The organism is Micromonospora gifhornensis, from assembly GCF_016863515.1.
In the GTDB taxonomy this organism is placed as follows: Bacteria; Actinomycetota; Actinomycetes; order Mycobacteriales; family Micromonosporaceae; genus Micromonospora; species Micromonospora gifhornensis.
Window position 1 is genome coordinate 72120 of sequence record NZ_BOPA01000010.1, and the last position, 17429, is coordinate 89548.

Below are 17429 nucleotides of genomic sequence, written 5' to 3' on the forward strand. Positions count from 1 at the left end.
CGGTCAGGTGGCCAGCATGGCCAGGACGATTCCGGCGGTGGCGACCACCGCCGGAATCAGGCAGGCCAGGGCACCGAACCGGGGAGTCCGGTCGACCCGCTCCCCGGGCCGCGACGGGAACAGCCGCCCCACCGCCAGCCACCCCGCCCCGAAGGCGACCGCCGGGCCGGGCAGCCCCACCACCAGAGCCAGGATGGTCACCGGACCGGTGCCGGCGGCCAGGTAGATCGCGATCAGCAGCAACGGAACCAGCAGCCCCAGCGGGCCGTACACCAGCAGGTTGCGCGGGCGAGGCGACAAGTGCGCCACCCGCGACAGGCCACGCGCGGCGAGGATGTCGTCGACCCCGTACGCCCACCGCCGGGCCTCCCGCAACGAGGCGAGCACCGCCGCCGGGCCACCGGACATCGACCGGGTCGCCTCCGACAGTTCCGGCGGAGTCGGTGCCAGCGAGATCGGCGGTACGCCCAGCTCACACAGCCGGGCCTCCTGGGCAGCCAAGCGGGTGCGTACCGTGACCAGCTCGTCCCGGGCCGCCTGGACCGTGCGCGCCTGCTCGCTCGCGGCGGTCGCCGCGTCGCGGCGTACCCCGTCGAGTTGGCGGGCGGCGGCCAGATAGTCCGCCCACGCCGTCGGCAGCGACTCCTCGGACGTCGGTGCGGCGGCCGTCCGCTGTCGACCGGGACGCACGGGCGTGGTCCCCGCCTGGCTGATCGTCATGCCTGCTTCCCGCCCTCCGGCACGTCGTACGGCACCAGCACGACCCCCTGCTCATCCGGGCCGTCCCAGAGCACCACCCGATCGGGGCGCGGCCGCCACTCCACCGGCCGGCCGAAGACCGGCGTGAGCTGAGCACCCGGCACACCCGCCACCGCCACGGCGGTCAGCTTGTCGACCGTCTCCTCGGCAGCGATCAGCGCCGCGAACGACGGCACCGTACGCCACCAGCCCAGCAGATGCTGCCCGGCCGGCGGCCCCTCGCGCAGCACCATCCGCAGTCGAGCCGGCGGCAGGTCCTCCGCCGGCGCCACGTCCAGCCCGAACACCACCAGGTAGGCCGGCGCCCCGGCGTCCAGCACGGCCACCAACCCGGCCAGGTCGACCGTCTCGACCGGATGCCTCGCGGCCAACTCAGTGGCCAGCGCGTCGGCCAAAGGCCGAGCCTCGACATCCGGTACGGCGATCACGAAGCGCGCCGTTCCCGGCGGATGGTGAGCTGCGGTGCTGCGGGCGGCCACGGAGAGCAGCCGGCTGCCGTCGGGTCGAGGACCAAGCACCGCGAGGTTCCGACCGGCGGCCGGCCCGAACGGCACCGCCGCCGTGGTCCGCGCGACATCCACCGCCCGCCCCAACAGCGCCGCCGGCGCCAACGACCGTCCGGCAAGGGCCGACCGGTAGCGAGGATCATTGCCCAACTGCGGACGGGCGTAGCCGGCGAAGACCACCGGCGGGACGGCACCCTCCGTACGGGCCGACCAGAGCCGGTGCCGTAGCCCCTCCACTACCTCCGGTTCGTCCTGCGGATCAGGGAACCGGATCATCCGCTCGTGTCCGCGGATCGCACCCCGTGGCCCACCCAGACCACCGGCGGTGTTGACGACCGCGCTGCCCGCCGGGAGCCCGGCCGCCGAATCGTTCGTCGGCTCCAGCACCGCTCCGCCCCCGGGCAACGCCACCCGGACCGGGAACTGGCCGAGCAGCGAATCACGCTGCCCGCCCTCGGTGCGTACGCCCAGGCCCAGATCGGCCTCACCGGCGAGGACCAGGTGCACGCCGTGCAACCGACCGGTCCTGGTCAAGGTGTCCAGCCGGGCGGCGGCGTCGACGGTCAGCCGATCCCGTTCGGCGAACAGCAGGGGCAGATTGTCCACCACGCACACGATGCGGGGCAGCCGCTGATGCTGGCGCAACTCCGCGAACCGCTGCCCGCCCGCGCGGGCGGAAGCCTCGGCCCGTCGCTGGACCTCGGCAGTCAGCTGGTCGAACAGGTCGAGCAGGTACTCCCGATCGGCAGCCATCGCCGCCGCCCGCACCTGCGGAACCCAGGACCTGTCGCGCTCGGTCTGGAGGAACTCCGCGAACGACTCGCCCTCGCCGAGATCGGCCAGGTACAACGACAACTCGTCCGGGCCGTACCGGGCGGTGAGACCGAGCAGCGCGGTGGTCAGAAACGTCGACCGGCAGGCCCGTGACCGGCCACTGACCAGCCAGTGTGGCGTCAACTCGGTGAAGCCGAGCGACACCGCCCGGCCACCGGCGTCACCGACCGTGGTGCTCATCCCCTCGGTCGCGTCCGCCTGCCACACCTCGTCCTCACCCGAGGGCAGCAGGCTCGCCAGGGACAGCCGGGTGCCGGCCTCGACCTGCGCGGCGAGCCGCCGACACACCTCCTCCACCAGCCCGGCCGGTGGGTCCGGCTCGACGAACACCGGCGAGTTCAACCCGCCGTCGGAGCCGGCTGCGGCGAAGGCGGCGCCGGGCGCGTCGCCCAGCAACGCGTACCCGGTGCGCATCGCCAGTGCCGTGGCCCGGGGCAGCGGAGCCTGGTCCACAGTCGGCCACCCCGCCACCACCAGGTGCAACCCGGCGGCCGGCCCCTGCTCGGCCAGGGACTCGATCCGGGCCAACTCGTCGTTTCCGGTGGGCTCGGGTAGCCCGGCGAGCACCAGCAGCAGCAACCGGTCATGTCGGCGTGGCCCGGTAGAGCCCGGCGTCACCCACCGCTCCGCCTCGTCGAGCAGGGCACGCAGCCCTGCGACATCCCGGGCCGGCGGCGACAGCAGCCCGGCGTCACCGAGCGCCCCGAACGGCGCCAGCACGTCACCGGTCGGATCCACCGCCCGTACCAGCAGCGTCCCGGCCGGTGTCGCGGCCACCAGCCGCAGCATCAACCCCCGCAACATGCAGGCCACCCGTGGGTCCTGCGCGTCGGTGTCCACCGTCAGGTGGCCGGTGCCGAGCAGCGGAACCAGGGCGGGGAAGCGGGCATCGTCCAACGGCGCGGCAGTGCCGACCCGGACGAAGGGCGGCGGAGCTTCCCCGGCACGGGTCGTCGACTCGATGCCGTCCAGTGGGTTGCCCGCCCAGCCCGGTGCGAGTACGGCGGCAGCGGTACGCAACCGTTCGGCCAGGGCGTACTGGCGGCGCTGGTCCGCTGGGGCTGGGCGTGTGTCGTCAAGACTGGTGGCCGCGGCCGCGACCGTCGCGGCGGCCCGACGGTGCAACGCGGCGGCACGTAGGGCCCGTACCTTCGGACCGCCCACCGCGTTCACCTCCTCCCGCCCGAGGTCGGCACCCACCCGGCCGAGCAGAGACGACGGTATCCCAGCCACCGCCGGACCTCTGGGACGCGTGCCGGTGCTGCGCCGGTGTTGTCGTGAATCTCACCGGTCGGCAGGGGTCCGTCACGATCTGCTGAATCTGGGGCATTGGGTCCACAGCCTCCAGCCGATAGCCTCAGGGAGTGGAATCAGTGCCGCCCCCCGCCGGTTCCCAGGTCTCCCGCGTACCGGCGCAACGGACCCCGCCAGAGGAGCTGGCACCGCCTACCATCGCGCCAGCACCACAGCGACCGCGTCGGCGGGTCCGTACGGTGCTGGCGGTGGTCGCCGGGGTGCTCGCGGCGATGTGTCTGGGCGGCGGCGTCGTCGGCTACCTCGTCTACGACCGCGCCACCACCCCCGACCGCAGCGCGCCCGACGTCGCGGTGGACAACTATTTGCGCGCGTTCTTGGTCGACCGAAATGATGTCCGGGCCGACCTCTTCACATGCGAAGGTGCGTCCGATCTCTCGGCCATCCATCAACTGCGAGATGAAATTCTTCAGCGAGAGGCGAACTTTGGTGTTGTCGTGAGAGTCAGCTGGGGAACCCTGTTTCAGTCGGACACAGCGGGGCAGCAGTTGGTGACGACCACTCTGACGATCTCAAGCTCTTCCGACGGCATCTCGCGAAGCAGTAGACGGGAAGAGTGGGCATTCGCGGTCAGCGACACGGCCGCTGGATGGCGTGTCTGCAGCGGGCGCTTGGTCTGAGAACTCACTCCACCCACAACAGGTGCACGGGAACCTCCAACGTGGTTGGTGGCTGGCCGCGCCAGGCCCAGCGGTACCACTCCATCTCCGGCGCGACCCGTACGCAGATGTCGCCCTCGGCACCCGAGTAGGTCTCGGTGACCGCGCGCAGGTCGCGCTGCTCAACGCCGCCGACCATGTGCACCACCCGACGACCGACCACCGAGTCCGCCTCGAAGACCGGTGTCGGCGGCCGGTGTGCCGGTGCATCCAGCGAGACGAGCCGCAGGCCCCCGCCATCCACTGTCGGCGTACTGGCCGCTGAGCCGAGCGTCTCGACCCAGACCCGTTCGATGGGCACCAGCGGAGCGAAGACCTCCACCTGGTCGGACTCGGCGCGATACCACTCGTGTTCGGGTATGACGGGCACGTAGGTGCGGCTGTTCTGCACCACCTTCTCGTCGGCCCGCAGGTCACCTCGCCAACCGAGGCCGGGCAGCCCGACCAGCACCCGTTGTCCGCGTAGGTCCACTCGGCCGGCAGCCGGAACGATCTCCACGGGCCGGGGCGGTTGCGGTGCCCAGTCCGGCTGATCGGCGAACGGGTCCGGTAGTGGCTCGGTCATGACGGAGAAAGGCTACTCCGCGCCCTTGAGCGGAGCACCCTTCGACCGCATGAACGGCACCGGGTCGATGGCGCTGCGGCTGCTGCGGTCGCCATCCGTGTGCACCTCGAAGTGCAGGTGCGGACCGGACGAGTTGCCGCTGCTGCCCACCTCGCCGATCACCTGACCAGCCTCCACGGTCTCCCCTGCGGCGACCCGGGGACGACTCACCATGTGGCAGTAGCGGGTGACGATGCCCTGGGCGTGCAGGACGTCGACGAACCAACCGCAGCCACCCTTGTTCGGCCAACCGTCCACGTCGCAGCTGAGCCTGCCTCGCCAGTCCGGATCGCAGCGGGAGACCAGGACCCGACCGGTGGCCGCGACCCGGATGAGGGTGCCCTTCGGTGCGGCGATGTCCACCCCGTTGTGACCGGGCCGGCTCGCCGTGCGGAAACCGGAGCCGACGCCACCCGGAATCGGTGCGGTCCAGCCGGAGGCGGCGATTTCACCCGACGCGGCCGCGTCACACACCTCCTGCCCGGCGATCAGGGCGGTCCGGGCCGCGCCACCGGCCAATGCGTCCACGATCCGGGCGGCGAGCTCCTCGTGCTTGGCGTACGCGTCGGGAAAGGCGCTGATCTGCACGCGTTGGGCGGCCACGGTGAGCGGGAGCTTCTGCCAGTCGGGCAGGTCCACCAGCTTCTCGTAGAACTTCCGAGAGGCGTACTCGGGATTCATCCGCTGCGCGACGGTGCCCCACGACGCGCGTTGCTGGAACAGCCCCACCGAGTCGTGGTCGGCGCCGATACCCTCGTGCGGGATGTCCTGGGACTCGGCGACCGTGCGGTTGGCCAGGTTGAGCAGCCGGGACTCCTGCATGGCGGTCGCCACCGCGATCACCCAGCCACGGGCCGGCACCTTCATGTCCTGGCCGACCTTGATGATCACTGCGGCGTTGCGGAGTTGGCGTTCCCCGTACTGCGGGATCCGGGGCATCTTGCCGGTCACTTCGACCGTGAAGTCTCCGGTGCATTCCAGGCTCGCCGGCGTGATCTGTTCGGCCGCGTCGCCGCCCAACTCGGTCAGGAAGAAGGCACCGGCACCCCCGGTGCAGCACAGGAACGCCAGCGTCGCGGTGAGTGCGGCGGCCAACGCGCCGATCCGCACCGGTCGGCGGCGGGAAGGATTCGCATCGGTCATGACCGCTCCCAGTCCACGGCGTCCACCAGCCACCGCCCCTGCGGCGCTACCAGTTCGAGTCGGAGGCGTCCGCTGTCGAGCGCGATCAGCGCCTCCACGAAGGTCTCGCTCCGCGGCCGGATGGTCACTTCCTCAGTCACCTCACCAGCCGGAACGCCGGCCGGATCGGCACCAGCGAGCTTGTCCATCAGGGTGGCGGTGGAGAGCGGACGGAGGCCCTCGTGCCAGTCCTCGGCGGTCAGGCCCGATCCGCCGAGCCAGGCCGCCACGAAACGTTTCGCGACCTGTTCCGGTTTCGCCTCGCCAGGGCTGGTCACCGGGGTCGGAGTGGTGGTGGTCGAGATCGCACCGTCGTCACCGGCGGTCGGATGCACCGTGGTGATCGGCTCGGACGGCCGGTTGCTCAAACCGGTCGTCGGGTCGGCAGGGCCGGCGACCAGCCGGGCCGCACCGACCACGCCGAGCACCAGTACGGCAATGCCGAGGGCGACCCCGAGTCGGGAGCGCAGCAGCCGAGTGACCAGGAATTCGATGACCCGCCGCACTGCGGTCACCGAGCCTCGGAGCGGATTCGGGGTGCTGGCTTCTCGGGTGTCCGTTCAGCCGAGCCCGGACGGTAGATGGCGAAGGACGGGTTCTCCTCGGGTACGTCCGGCTCGGTCCATGCGGCGGGCTGCCGACGCCTGGGCCGGGGTGCGACCGGCTGCTTCTCGGGACGCGGCTGTTCCTCGTTCCTGCCTCGGTCGTCGCTGGCTCCGCGGCTTTCCGAACGTTCAGCGGCGGAAGGTGCACCGCTCGGAACCGGGTCCGGGCGCGCTTCCGGCCGCACCTTCGGCTGTTCCACCACCACGGTGCGGCGCCGCCCCACGGCGGGCTCGGTGGTGCCGCCCGGCTCGGCGACATCAAGTCGGGCCGCCGTACGCATGTCGCGGAAGAACCGCCGATGCCAGGAGCCGGCCGAGCTGACCGCCTCGCTGCTGTCCTTGCCGCCGAGCTGGGTGATCCGCCGATACGGGCGCAACAGCAGCCAACCCACCACACCGCACAGCCAGACCAGCACCACCTGGAGCCAGCCGGGCAGGGTGGGCGTGCTCATGATGAGGTCCACCGCGAAAAGGTAGATCGCCGCACCGGTTCCGAAGATCGCGATGTTGAAGAGAGCGGCCACCACCGCGTTGCCCAGCCGGCGCAGACCGGCGCTGGCCGGTCGGAGCAGGCCGATGGTGCCCAGGATCGGTGCGGCGATCACCGCCCACCGGAAGATCAGGAAGCCGAGCAGGACGAGCAGCGAGGCGGTCAGGTCGAACATCGCGAAGAGCAGCGCGGCCAGCACCGCGATGAAGCCCGCGCCGACCCGGTCCATGTCTCGAACACCTTGCAGGTACTCGTACGCCTCCGGGTCCTCTCGCTCGATCTGCGCTGCCACCGTCATCCACTGCTGCTTCTTCGCGTTGATGGTGGCTTCGCGGGTCCGGGGGTTGGCCCGAATTTTCTCCGCCTCGTCCCACGACAGCGACTTCGCATCGTAAAGCGCCGCGCCGTACTTGCGGGCGGTCTCGCTGTCGGCCGAGCCGAGCACGCCGCGCAGCCAGTTCCGGTAGAGCATGCCCTCCGTGGCGGTGTCGCTCGCCCGCACCGCAGGGGGGCGGTTGTCCTTGCAGGCCGCCGGATCCGGGTCATCACATTTGTCCGGAGGTGTGTCCTTGGATGCCGGTCCGACGGCGTCGTGTACGACGCCGAGGGTGGAGATGAGCGCACCGTCGGCCAGGTTCGCGGACTTGACCGGCCAGGCAGCCAGCGCCGTGACCGCCACCATCACCACGAGCGCCCATCCCGCGGTAGTCATCGCGCTGCTCATGTCCGACTGGCGGGAGCGCCAGAGCAGGTAGAGGCCGACCACGCAGAGCGTGATGATGCCGAAGACGCTGAACACCTTCTGGTAGATCGCCTTCGTGGCCTGGTCCACAAGCGGATCCGCCCAGCCCCACATCGTCCCCGGGTCCCAGGCGCGTTCCCGTAACGCGTTCGAGGCGCCGATGATCGCGGTGGCGATCATGAATTCCCCGTTGGCGATGGTGTTTGTGAACTTGTAGTCCGGGTGCAGCAGCGTGGTCGCGCAGCCAGTCTCGATCTTGTAGGTGGTGTAGCTGTAGCCGGCGTATCCGTAGTCGCTGTAGTAGCCCTTGGGGCCGGCGAGCTTGGAGGCCTCGGGCCGGGACGCGAACCAGCCGGCAATGCCGGAGTCCGGGGCCGTCGGTGTCGGTGGGTTCAGACAGGTCGCTTCGCTCTCCGCGACCTGCTGGAGCTTGGCGACGCAGGCGCGGAAGTCGGCTTGCCATTCCTCGGTGGTGCACAGGTTGGCAGGGGCCTGGTAGGCGACCGGGCCGGCGTACGCGGGTGTGGCGGTGAGCCCTGGCCAGCTGATCGTGGCACCGGCGAGTACGCCGATCGCCAGGAGGAGCGCCGTGATCCGTGCCCGGGCCCTCGCCATTGTCATGCCTCCAGGTCAGGCAGCACGGTCGGCAGCACCCCGGCGGCGGCAGCGATGGCGGCGGGGGTGGTGTCGAGGTGCTCCAGAAGTCCATCCACGTAGGAGACGTCGACTCGGACCTTCTGCACCCGGCCGTCGACGTCACGCATCACGAATTCGCGGAAGCCGAGCCGGTGCGAGGAGGTCGCGTCGGCGGTGGAGAGCGAGGCGAGGGTCGCCTCGTAACCGTCGTCGACCGGGACCCGCAGCAGGCGCAGCGCCTCCGACGCGATCTCGGCGTCCTCGGCGATCCGGCCGACGAAGACGGTGGAGACCAGGTTCTGGACGTCGAGGCCGAGGATGTCGCGAGGGTTCTGGGAGGCGACGAGCGCTGCGAGGTTCCACTTGCGGGAGTCGCGGGCGAGTCGGACGAGGAAGGAGCGGCCGGACCGCCAACCCTCCATGAAGTGGGCCTCGTCCAGGCCGACCAGCTTGCGGGACGCCATCGAACCGCCATAGCAGCGGCGAACTGCCAACCGGTGCGCGGTGTGCAGCATCGGCAGGGCCAACGCCTCCTCGGCCGACCAGTACTCCCGCTCGATCTTGAGATCGGGCAGCCGCAGGCCGGCCATGGTGATCACGGTGAGCGCCGCGTCCGCGCCCAGCAGTCCGTCCGGGGGGCGGCCGAAGAAGAGCATGGCCAGCGGCATCTCGGCGGTGTCCAGCAGCAGGTTGGCCAGTTCCCGCCCGGCGTCGTCGTCGAGCTGCGCGAGGCAGGTGACCACGTCGTCCAGGGTGGAGGTCTCCTCGGCCGGCACCTGGCGTACGGCGTGCCGGAACAGGGTCGCGGTGGACGCCTCGCGGGCCACCTGCGGCGGCACCAGCATCATGCAGATGTCCTGCACCAGCATCCGGCGTTCGGCCCGAGCGTTGGAGACCGAGATCTCGAACTCCCGGTCCCCGGCGGCACCGGCACCGAACTCGCTGCGCAGCGGCGTCGGGATCAACGAGTACGGCGCCAGGGTGCCGTGCTCGGAGCCGGTCAGGTTGAGCACCCGCGAGTACGGCCGCAGCTCCGGCATCGCGCAGAGGCGGGCCAGCGGGCCGGACGGGTCGAGCAGGGTCACCTGCACGCCGCGCCGGGCTGCCAGGTAGCCCAGCGCGCCGAGCAGTGTCGACTTGCCACCACCCGGCTCGGCCACGAAGACCGCGAGGCCGGAGCGTTCCCGTACCTCCATGGGGAAGTGCAGGTCGAGGAAGACCGGCCGGCGGCAGGTGCCGGCGGTTCGTCCGATCAGGTCGCCGCGGCGGTCGCCGACCGTCGACGCGGCCTGCGGCAGCGCCGCCGCCAGCAGGTGCACCGGCATCCGCCGGACATAGCCGGTGTTGGCGATGGGCTCGCCGGGGATGAACTCCCGGGCCAGCCAGTCCTGGTTCTTCGGGTGCTGCAGGGAGATGCGCAGCTCCCGGGAGTAGAGCTGGATCAACCGGCGGGCCCGCTCCAGGCACTCCTCCCGGGTACGCCCACCCACCGCGATCCGGTGCCAGCCGTGCGCCCGAGCGGAGTCCACCGGCAGGCCGGTGGTCATCTCGTCGCCGATCACCAGTGCCCGCTTGGCCAGCCGCTCCAACTCCGGTGGTGCGTCGATGCCGTGCTCGGCGTAGTCGAGCTGTTGCGACCGGATCATCCGGAGCCGGTGTTCGAGGTTACGGAAGGAGTCACCGGAGCCGAGGATGTCGACCCGGGTGGAGAGCTCCATCGGCCACGGCAGCCGCTCGTGGAAGTGCAGCCACGGCTCGTGCCGCTCGGGGATCTCCAGCGGCTCCATTCGACCCACCGCGAGCACGGCCACGTGCCGCTCCTCGCCGGTCATCCGGTTGACCAGCTTCACGGTCGAGCCGTACGGGGTGCGGTAACGCTCCACCTGCTCGGTCAGCGCGAGCAGGTCACCGCGCTCCCAGCGCCCGTCGGTGATCGGCGAGAGCGCACCCGGAGGGGCCATGCAGAGCGCCACCGAGCGGTAGAGCAGCCATTCCAGTTCCTGTGCGGTGACCCGCCGGCCCCGCATGCCGAACGCGCCGAGCACCTCGTCGAACTGCTCGACGGTACGGCCCAGCTTGCGTCGTTCGCCTTCGGCGACGCCACGCCCGAAGGTGCGCAGCAACCGTTCGGTGAGCGAGTCGCCGAGCGAGCGACGGGCGAAGGTGACGCCGAGGTAGGTCTGGCCCTCGGCATGGTTGACCGAGAGCAGGTGCCGTTGGGCGGCCACCAGGTGGTCGGCCCAGCCCGGCGTGCCGGGCACGTCGGGCAGCGGGGAGTGGGTGTGGGCGTCGATGGTGCGGGCCCACTCGTCGGCCGGGAAGGGGCGGGTGGTGCGGCGCAGGTGCAGTCGGAACCCGGCCAGGCCGGCGTACTGCTCGGAGATCGCCGAGAGCAGCGCCTCGCGTTCCGCGTCCGGGCGGAAGGCCCAGCGCACCTCGGGCAGCCAGTACCAGGCGGTGACGGTGTTCGGGGTGAAGGTCAGGTGACCGGCGATCTCGGTGATCGCCAGTTCCACCGCCGGATCACGGTCGCCGAACTTGATCTTCGGGGCGCGGACCCGGACCGGCTTGGTCGGTCGGTCCCGACGGTCGGCCGAGCGCTGCCGGGGTGGGCTGGCGACCCGGGTGGCCGGTGCGCCGGCTCGGCGGCTGGCCGCGGCGTCCACCGGTGGCCCGTCGTGCGGACGGTCGTCGGCGGGGGGACGGGCGCTCGGCAACCTGTCGCTGGTCGACGTGGCGGTGGTGACGGGCGGCGGCGGAGGCGGCGCGGGGGGCGCGATCGCCGGGCCGGCCACCGGGCGAGGGCTGTCGGCGGGGCGCTCCGGGGCGGCGATAGGCGTCGGCGGGACGGGTGGCGCGGGTAGCGGGGTGGGTGCCGGCCGGCGGGTCACCGGAGCCTGCGGGGCGGGGGTCGCCTGCTGCGGCAGGGCCCGGGGCGGCTGGCCGTTGCCGCGCAGTGCGGACCCGGGCCGGGCGTAGGTGCCACCGAAGAGGTCGAGGAACGGGGAGTCGATGTCGGCGCTGTCGCGGGTGGCGGGTAGGGCCGGCGAGGGCTCGGCCGGTGCCGACCGGCGCTGCGGCGGGCGGGGTGCCTGGAAGACTCCCACGCTGCCGTGCCCCGGGGTGGTGGCCAGCGCCGGATTGAGCGAGGCCTCCTCGGGATCCGCGGATTGTGGGTAGTCGAGCGATCGCGCACGGTTACCGTGCGGTGCGGCCGAACGCCCGGCCGGGGACCCCGGCGTGGAGGAGCGGCTCATGCGATCGCCCTGCCCGTGCTCGCAGTGGTCACCCGATGGCGGCGAGGCGGCTGCGGATCCGCCTCGCTTGTCGCCGGCAAACCCTCCGAAGGCCGGTACGGCGTGCAGCCGGTCATGCCAGTTCCTCCCGGATCCTGATCCCGCTTCCGACCAGGCGCGGGTCGCGCTGCTCGGCGGCCGGCTCCCGGGTGCGTCGCCAGTCGGTCAGCGCGGTGCGGATCACCATGCGCGCTGGCCGGTCCGGATCGACGTACCGGAAGACGAACGAGGTGGTCACGATGGCGAGGGCGATCTCCCACGCGGGGAAGAGCTCGACCTGCAACGTGAACAGCCAGTGGATGAACATGTAGAGGGGAACGAGCAGCATGAAGAGCCCATACTGGGCGTAGGGCAGGTGGACCGGAAGGGTGTAGCCGGGCGGCCCGAGATAGACCAGGCGGGCCCGGTAGATGTCGTCGTCGGTGCGCAGCCGCATCTCGTGCCCGCGCCTATTCGAAGATCAGGTTGATCAGGAAGTCGCCGATGAAGAAGAGAGTGGCGGCTCCGGCGATGAATGCCAGTCCGACGATCGCGATGGCGGAGCTGGTCAACACCTTCGAAATCTCGCCTCGGCTGGCTCGGCCGATGAAGATGACGCCAAGCACGGCGAGCAGGATCGGCGCGATCTTGCTGGCGAAGAAGGTGACGACGCCCTCGGTGTTGATTCCCTTCGGCTCCTCTGCCGCGAGTGGAATCGACGATGCCAGGGCGGTGAGCAGGTGGGCGGCGTTGCTCGACGCCGATTCCATCAGCTCGATGGCGATCACTGGAACCTCCCCAAGTCGCGGCCGGCGGCGCCGCGGTGGTGCAGTAGGCAAGCCTTGCGGGATCGGTGCTTACTCTGCGCAGCGGCCGAGACCCTGCGTGCGTAGCTCGCCACGGTAGGTGGCGATTTTTGGGCGGATTACCCCGCTTTGGCCCTCCCTCCAAGCGTCGCCATCTCGATGCTGGGCAATTCCACAGCGTACGGGCCGCCCCCCTTTGCGACAAGCCGCGAAGAGTCTGCCCGATACCGCCCGGACGACCGATCGTACACATGTTTCAATTCGCATGTCAGTGCCCTGACCCGGGTCGATCACGGCGGTCTCGGCGACCGGTACCGTCTAGTCGTGACCGATCTGGTGCGGGCCCCGGCCCCGGTGGTGATGGGCGTCCTGAACGTCACGCCCGATTCGTTCTCCGACGGCGGACGCTACGCCGACGTCGGGGCCGCTGTCGCACACGGCGTCCGGCTGCGTGACGAGGGTGCGGGGTTGGTTGATGTCGGTGGCGAGTCGACCCGGCCCGGTGCCGAGCGCGTCGACGCCGAGACCGAGGTGGCCCGCGTGGTCCCGGTCATCCGGGAGTTGGCCGGCGCCGGCGTGCCGGTCAGCATCGACACCACCCGTGCCCGGGTCGCCGCGGCGGCCCTCGCGGCCGGTGCGGTGGTGGTCAACGACGTCTCCGGTGGGCTCGCCGATCCCGACATGGCCCGGGTCGTCGCCGACGCCGGCTGCCCGTGGGTGCTGATGCACTGGCGAGGTCACTCCCGGCGGATGACCGAACTGGCCGCCTACGACGACGTGGTCGCCGACGTACGCGCCGAACTCGGCCAGCGGGTGGAGGCCGCGCTCGCCGCCGGGGTGGCCGCCGATCGCATCGTGATCGATCCGGGGCTCGGATTCGCCAAGACCGCCGCCCACAACTGGCAGCTCAGCGCTCGGCTGCCCGAGTTGCTGGAACTCGGCTATCCGTTGCTGTTCGGCGCGAGCCGCAAGTCGTACCTCGGTCTGCTGCTGGCCGGACCCGACGGCGTACCCCGACCCACCGGCGGTCGCGAGTCGGCCACCGTCGCCACCAGCCTGCTGGCGGTCGCCGCCGGCGCCTGGGGTGTACGCGTGCACGACGTGCGCGCCACTGTGGACGCCCTGGCCGTCTGGCAGGCGACCGGTCGTCCACGACTGGCTCCGGCAGCCGGCACCGCGCTGGCGGGCGCGGGTTCCGCCGGCGATCAGCAGGGGGTATGGCGATGACGGACCGGATCGAGCTGACCGGGCTGCGGGCCCACGGGCGGCACGGGGTGTACGACTTCGAACGCGTCGCCGGCCAGGAGTTCGTGGTCGACGCGGTCCTGGAACTGGATCTCGCGCCGGCGGCCCGCTCCGACGAGGTGAGCGACACCGTGCACTACGGCGAACTCGCCGAGCGGCTGGTCGCGGTGATCACCGGGGAGCCGGTCAACCTGATCGAGACCCTCGCCGACCGGTTGATCACGGTGTGCCTGGCCGACCCACGGGTCGACGCCGCGACGATCACCGTGCGCAAACCCGAGGCGCCGATCCCGCACACCTTCACCGACGTGGCCGTCACGATGCGTCGGGCCCGATGAGCCGGGCCGTCCTCTCCCTGGGCAGCAACCTCGGGGACCGCATGGCGCATCTGCGTACCGCCGTGACGGTGCTCGGCGAGCACGTGCTGATGGCGTCCGGGGTGTACGAGACCCCGCCGTGGGGCGACACCGACCAGCCGGCGTACCTGAATGCCGTGCTGCTGGTGGCTGACCCGCAGGCCGGACCGTACGACTGGTTGACCCGGGCGCGGGCCGCCGAACAGGCGGCCGAGCGGGTACGCGACCCGAACCGTCGGTTCGGCCCCCGCACGCTCGACGTCGACGTGATCGCGGTCTGGACCGACGACGGCGAGCCGGTGCTCAGTGCCGACCCGGAGCTGACCCTGCCGCACCCCCGGGCGCACCTGCGCGCCTTCGTGCTGCGCCCGTGGATCGACATCCAGCCGTACGGTGAGCTGCCCGGACACGGCTGGTTGACCGATCTGCTGACCTCCGGACCGGCGGCGGCCGAGGTCGCGGAACTGCGTCCCCGACCGGATCTGGCGTTAGAGTCGACCACATGAGCGAGCGGCAGCGAGCGAGTGATCAACGCGGTGCCGTGGCACGTCGTGACGGCACGCCGCGCAGGCGGCGGACATGACACAGACCCCACCGCCCGACGAGTCGCGGATGCGCCCCACGCGGATCTCCACCCTGGTGGTCGCCGCCCTGGCCGCTGCGGCGGTCGCCTGGCTGCTGATCAGCAGCATCTACTACGACCGGCTGCCGCCGCTGCCGTGGTTGCCGGTGGTCACCCTGGCCGGGCTGGCCGTGCTTGAGGCGTACGCCGCGATCAACACCCGGGGGCGGATCGAGCGGCGACCGGGCCGCGAACCGGTCAACCCGCTGATGGTCGCCCGGTTCGTCGTCCTCGCCAAGGCCTCCGCCCTGGTGGGGGCGATCTTCGCCGGCTTCTACGCCGGGCTGGCCGGCTGGCTGCTGGTCCAGTCCACGCGGGCCGCCGAGCAGGATCGGCCGGCCGGCATCGCCGGGCTGGTGGCCTCGGCCGCTCTGGTGGCGGCGGCGCTCTGGCTGGAGCGGTCCTGCCGGGTTCCGGAACGGCCGGACGACGACCATGAGCCCGACGATTGGGAGTCGCAGCCGGGTCGACGCTAGACCCACCTGCCGCACAGGGGTTACGTCCGGCTGCGCTCGCGGGTACGGTGCCTGCGACCGCAGGGCAAGCGGTCACCACCAATATGCCCTTTCGTCGAAGCAGTCCGGGCGGCCGCTGGAAGGCAGGCATGATGGCGTACGACGAACCAGGCCGCAGTGGGCAGTCAGAGTCGGCTCCGGTCGGATCCACCGTCGACACGGACACCGTCGTCGACGACCGTCAGAACGGTGAGCCGGGCGGGGACCGCTTCGGGGTCTACGTGCTCTGGGAGACGCTCCTGCTGCTCGGCTTCGCCGCCCTGGTCTATCTGCTCTGGCTGGAGAACCCGACGGCACTGCGCGGCAGCGGGCTGCGTGCCCTCATCGTCGACGTGGTCGCCCTCGGTCTGCTGGCGTTGGCTGCCGGGCTGACCCTGCGCACCGCGGCGGTGAACCTCGCGATCGGGCCGGTGGCGGTCGCCGCCGGGTTGAACTTCGCCGAGCAGAGCGACCGGGGCCTGCTCATCGCCGTGGGCACCCCCGCCGCGGTGGCCGCGGTCGGTGGCCTGGTGCTGGGGCTGGTGGTCGTGCTGCTGCACGTCCCCGGCTGGGCCGCGAGCCTGGGTGCGGCGGCCGGCGTGGTCGTCTACATCGAGCAGCGTGCCGCTCCGGTGCTGGTCCAGGGGGACTACGACCCGCGCGACATCGCCGGGCAGCTCTTCGTGGGCTTCGCCGCGCTCACCGTGATCGGCGGGCTGTTCGGCGCGATCGGACCGATCCGCCGGCTGGTGGGCCGGTTTCGCCCGGTCGCGGACCCGGCCCGACGGCGAGGGGTGGCGGCCGCCGTCGTCACCACCGGAGGGTACGTCTGCTCCACCGTGCTGGCGATGCTCGCGGGCGCTCTGCTCGCGTCGAGCGACGACGCGGTCACGCCGGGGGACGGGCTGGACTGGACCGTGCTGGCCGTCGGTGCCGTGCTGCTCGCCGGCACCAGCGCCTTCGGTCTGCGGGGTGGCGTGTTCGGCACGCTGCTGACGGTCGGCGCAGTCGGCCTGTTCCTCGCCTACGCGCAGGCCCGCGGCTGGACGGTGAGCCGGTGGGTCGTCGGCGGGGCGGCGCTGGCGGTCGGACTGGCGGTGACCCGGCTGGTCGAGCGGTACGGTCGGCCGGTCGTCGGACCGCCCCGCCCGGTGTCTCCGCCGGCGGCCGGGGACCCGGCGGGCGGTGCCGGCGGCTGGGCGATGTCCCAGCCGGAGCCGGTCGGCGACTGGCCGCCCGTCCTGCCGGCGCAGTCGACGGGCGACCCCACCGATCCGTGGGGCCCGCGCCGCTGGGAGACCAACTCGCCGATCTGGCAGGCCGACGACAGGTGAACGATGGTCTGGCGCGTCGTCGGCGAGCCGGATGTGATCTCGGCAGTTAGGCTCGGCGCATGACCGACACATCATCGAGCTCCGGCGGCCGGTCGTTCGAGGAGTTGGACGCGCTCAGCACCGAGGAGCTGCGGGAGCAGGCGTTCACGGTGGCTCGGGAGCGCCGGGACGTGAAGTTCTTCTGGTCGGTGCTCCGGCATCTGCCGAACGCCGACGAGGCTGCCGCGCTCGACGGTGCCCCGAACTCGGTGGGGCCGACGGTCGACGAGGCGGTGGCGCTGTGGCGGGAGATGACCGGTCACGGCTACGAGGAGTCCGCGCCGTTGCTGCGCGCCGCCTTCATCGACTATCTGATGAAGCACTGACCGAGGGCTGCTGACCGCGACATCCGCTCGTCCCGGCATACCGTCACAAAACGCGCCCTCGCGTTTGTTCATGTCGATCCGCTGGGAACTAGCGGGCCATGGCTCTCACCAACCGATACAAGTCCGCACCAGGGGCCGGCACCCTCGCCGCGCTCCTGCTGGTCCTGGTCTTCGGCAGCCCCTGGTACGCCGACTGGGCCAGAGACAACACCGATCCCGACAGCGCCGGCGGGTGGTTCCTCAGACTGCTCGCCTGGCCCGCCTGGCGGTTCGACTCGTCCGACTCCATTCAGGAGATCATCGCGGCGGACCTGAAGGCGATCCTCCTGGTCGTCCTGACCTTCGTCTTCCTCTACCTGCTTCCGGGTTCCCAGCTGGCCCGCGCCCGGGGCACGCTCAGCCAGTTCTTCGCCGGCTGGGCCGCGTACGTCTTCGCAGCGGCCCTGGCGGCCCTGCTCACCGCACTGATCCGGAGCAACCCCTCGCTGCTCGGCGCGCTGCAGGCCGCCGGCGACGGTGCGGAGTACGGCCTGTTCACCGGCTGGATCATCGGCATCGCCACGCTGGGCGGTTGGCGGGGACGTCGCTGACGCCGTGGCCG

At 71.6% G+C, this 17429-nt stretch carries 17 protein-coding genes; 8 read left to right on the forward strand and 9 right to left on the reverse strand.

Annotation, left to right across the window (positions count from 1 at the left end):
• Positions 1-3: 3 nt before the first annotated feature.
• Both Vgi01_RS04875 and Vgi01_RS04880 read right to left on the reverse strand, forming a co-directional pair.
• Positions 4-720, reverse strand: a complete 717-nt coding sequence (locus Vgi01_RS04875) for a hypothetical protein (protein ID WP_204290271.1) — start codon at positions 718-720, stop codon at positions 4-6.
• The gene (locus tag Vgi01_RS04880) at positions 717-3272 is read right to left on the reverse strand and encodes an FtsK/SpoIIIE domain-containing protein (RefSeq protein WP_204290417.1); all 2556 of its coding nucleotides are present in this window, start codon (positions 3270-3272) and stop codon (positions 717-719) included. The genes Vgi01_RS04875 and Vgi01_RS04880 overlap by 4 nt, the downstream gene beginning before the upstream one ends.
• A gap of 200 nt (positions 3273-3472) precedes the next feature.
• Between Vgi01_RS04880 and Vgi01_RS04885 the strand changes: the two genes are divergently transcribed.
• Entirely contained in the window at positions 3473-4033 is a 561-nt protein-coding gene (locus Vgi01_RS04885; RefSeq protein ID WP_204290418.1) for a hypothetical protein, read from the forward strand.
• A gap of 4 nt (positions 4034-4037) precedes the next feature.
• On the opposite strand, the gene Vgi01_RS04890 is transcribed toward Vgi01_RS04885, so the two are convergent.
• From Vgi01_RS04890 to Vgi01_RS04920, 7 genes are all read right to left on the reverse strand, one after another.
• Entirely contained in the window at positions 4038-4637 is a 600-nt protein-coding gene (locus Vgi01_RS04890) for a hypothetical protein (RefSeq protein WP_204290272.1), read from the reverse strand.
• A gap of 12 nt (positions 4638-4649) precedes the next feature.
• A complete protein-coding gene (locus tag Vgi01_RS04895) occupies positions 4650-5819 on the reverse strand; it encodes a M23 family metallopeptidase (protein ID WP_204290273.1) in 1170 nt (389 codons plus the stop codon).
• Positions 5816-6373 (reverse strand): hypothetical protein, encoded by a 558-nt coding sequence (locus tag Vgi01_RS04900; protein ID WP_204290274.1) that lies wholly within the window; start codon positions 6371-6373, stop codon positions 5816-5818. Before Vgi01_RS04900 ends, Vgi01_RS04895 begins: the two co-directional genes overlap by 4 nt.
• Positions 6370-8310, reverse strand: a complete 1941-nt coding sequence (locus Vgi01_RS04905) for an MFS transporter (RefSeq protein WP_204290419.1) — start codon at positions 8308-8310, stop codon at positions 6370-6372. Before Vgi01_RS04905 ends, Vgi01_RS04900 begins: the two co-directional genes overlap by 4 nt.
• Positions 8311-8312: 2 nt before the next feature.
• Positions 8313-11588, reverse strand: a complete 3276-nt coding sequence (locus Vgi01_RS04910) for an ATP-binding protein (RefSeq protein ID WP_204290275.1) — start codon at positions 11586-11588, stop codon at positions 8313-8315.
• Between the two features lie 112 nt (positions 11589-11700).
• Positions 11701-12063: a hypothetical protein gene (locus Vgi01_RS04915; protein ID WP_013736278.1), complete on the reverse strand. Its 363-nt coding sequence runs from the start codon at positions 12061-12063 to the stop codon at positions 11701-11703.
• A gap of 13 nt (positions 12064-12076) precedes the next feature.
• Positions 12077-12394 carry a hypothetical protein gene (locus Vgi01_RS04920; RefSeq protein ID WP_013736277.1) on the reverse strand — a complete coding sequence of 106 codons (318 nt, stop codon included), beginning with the start codon at positions 12392-12394 and terminating at the stop codon, positions 12077-12079.
• A 342-nt stretch (positions 12395-12736) separates the two neighbouring features.
• On the opposite strand from Vgi01_RS04920, the gene folP reads away from it, so the two are divergent.
• From folP to Vgi01_RS04955, 7 genes are all read left to right on the forward strand, one after another.
• A complete protein-coding gene (folP, locus tag Vgi01_RS04925; protein ID WP_204290276.1) occupies positions 12737-13639 on the forward strand; it encodes a dihydropteroate synthase in 903 nt (300 codons plus the stop codon).
• Positions 13636-13995, forward strand: coding sequence for a dihydroneopterin aldolase (gene folB / locus Vgi01_RS04930; protein ID WP_102656028.1), 360 nt, complete (start codon positions 13636-13638; stop codon positions 13993-13995). Before folP ends, folB begins: the two co-directional genes overlap by 4 nt.
• Positions 13992-14519 (forward strand): 2-amino-4-hydroxy-6-hydroxymethyldihydropteridine diphosphokinase, encoded by a 528-nt coding sequence (gene folK, locus Vgi01_RS04935; RefSeq protein ID WP_102655982.1) that lies wholly within the window; start codon positions 13992-13994, stop codon positions 14517-14519. Before folB ends, folK begins: the two co-directional genes overlap by 4 nt.
• 106 nt (positions 14520-14625) lie before the next feature.
• Positions 14626-15111: a DUF3180 domain-containing protein gene (locus Vgi01_RS04940; protein ID WP_373306879.1), complete on the forward strand. Its 486-nt coding sequence runs from the start codon at positions 14626-14628 to the stop codon at positions 15109-15111.
• A gap of 131 nt (positions 15112-15242) precedes the next feature.
• Complete coding sequence (locus Vgi01_RS04945; protein ID WP_233196555.1) at positions 15243-16463, forward strand: ABC transporter permease; 1221 nt, start codon at positions 15243-15245, stop codon at positions 16461-16463.
• A gap of 59 nt (positions 16464-16522) precedes the next feature.
• Positions 16523-16828: a hypothetical protein gene (locus Vgi01_RS04950; protein ID WP_102655979.1), complete on the forward strand. Its 306-nt coding sequence runs from the start codon at positions 16523-16525 to the stop codon at positions 16826-16828.
• Between the two features lie 98 nt (positions 16829-16926).
• Positions 16927-17418 carry a hypothetical protein gene (locus Vgi01_RS04955; RefSeq protein WP_102655978.1) on the forward strand — a complete coding sequence of 164 codons (492 nt, stop codon included), beginning with the start codon at positions 16927-16929 and terminating at the stop codon, positions 17416-17418.
• The last annotated feature ends 11 nt before the right edge of the window (positions 17419-17429 follow it).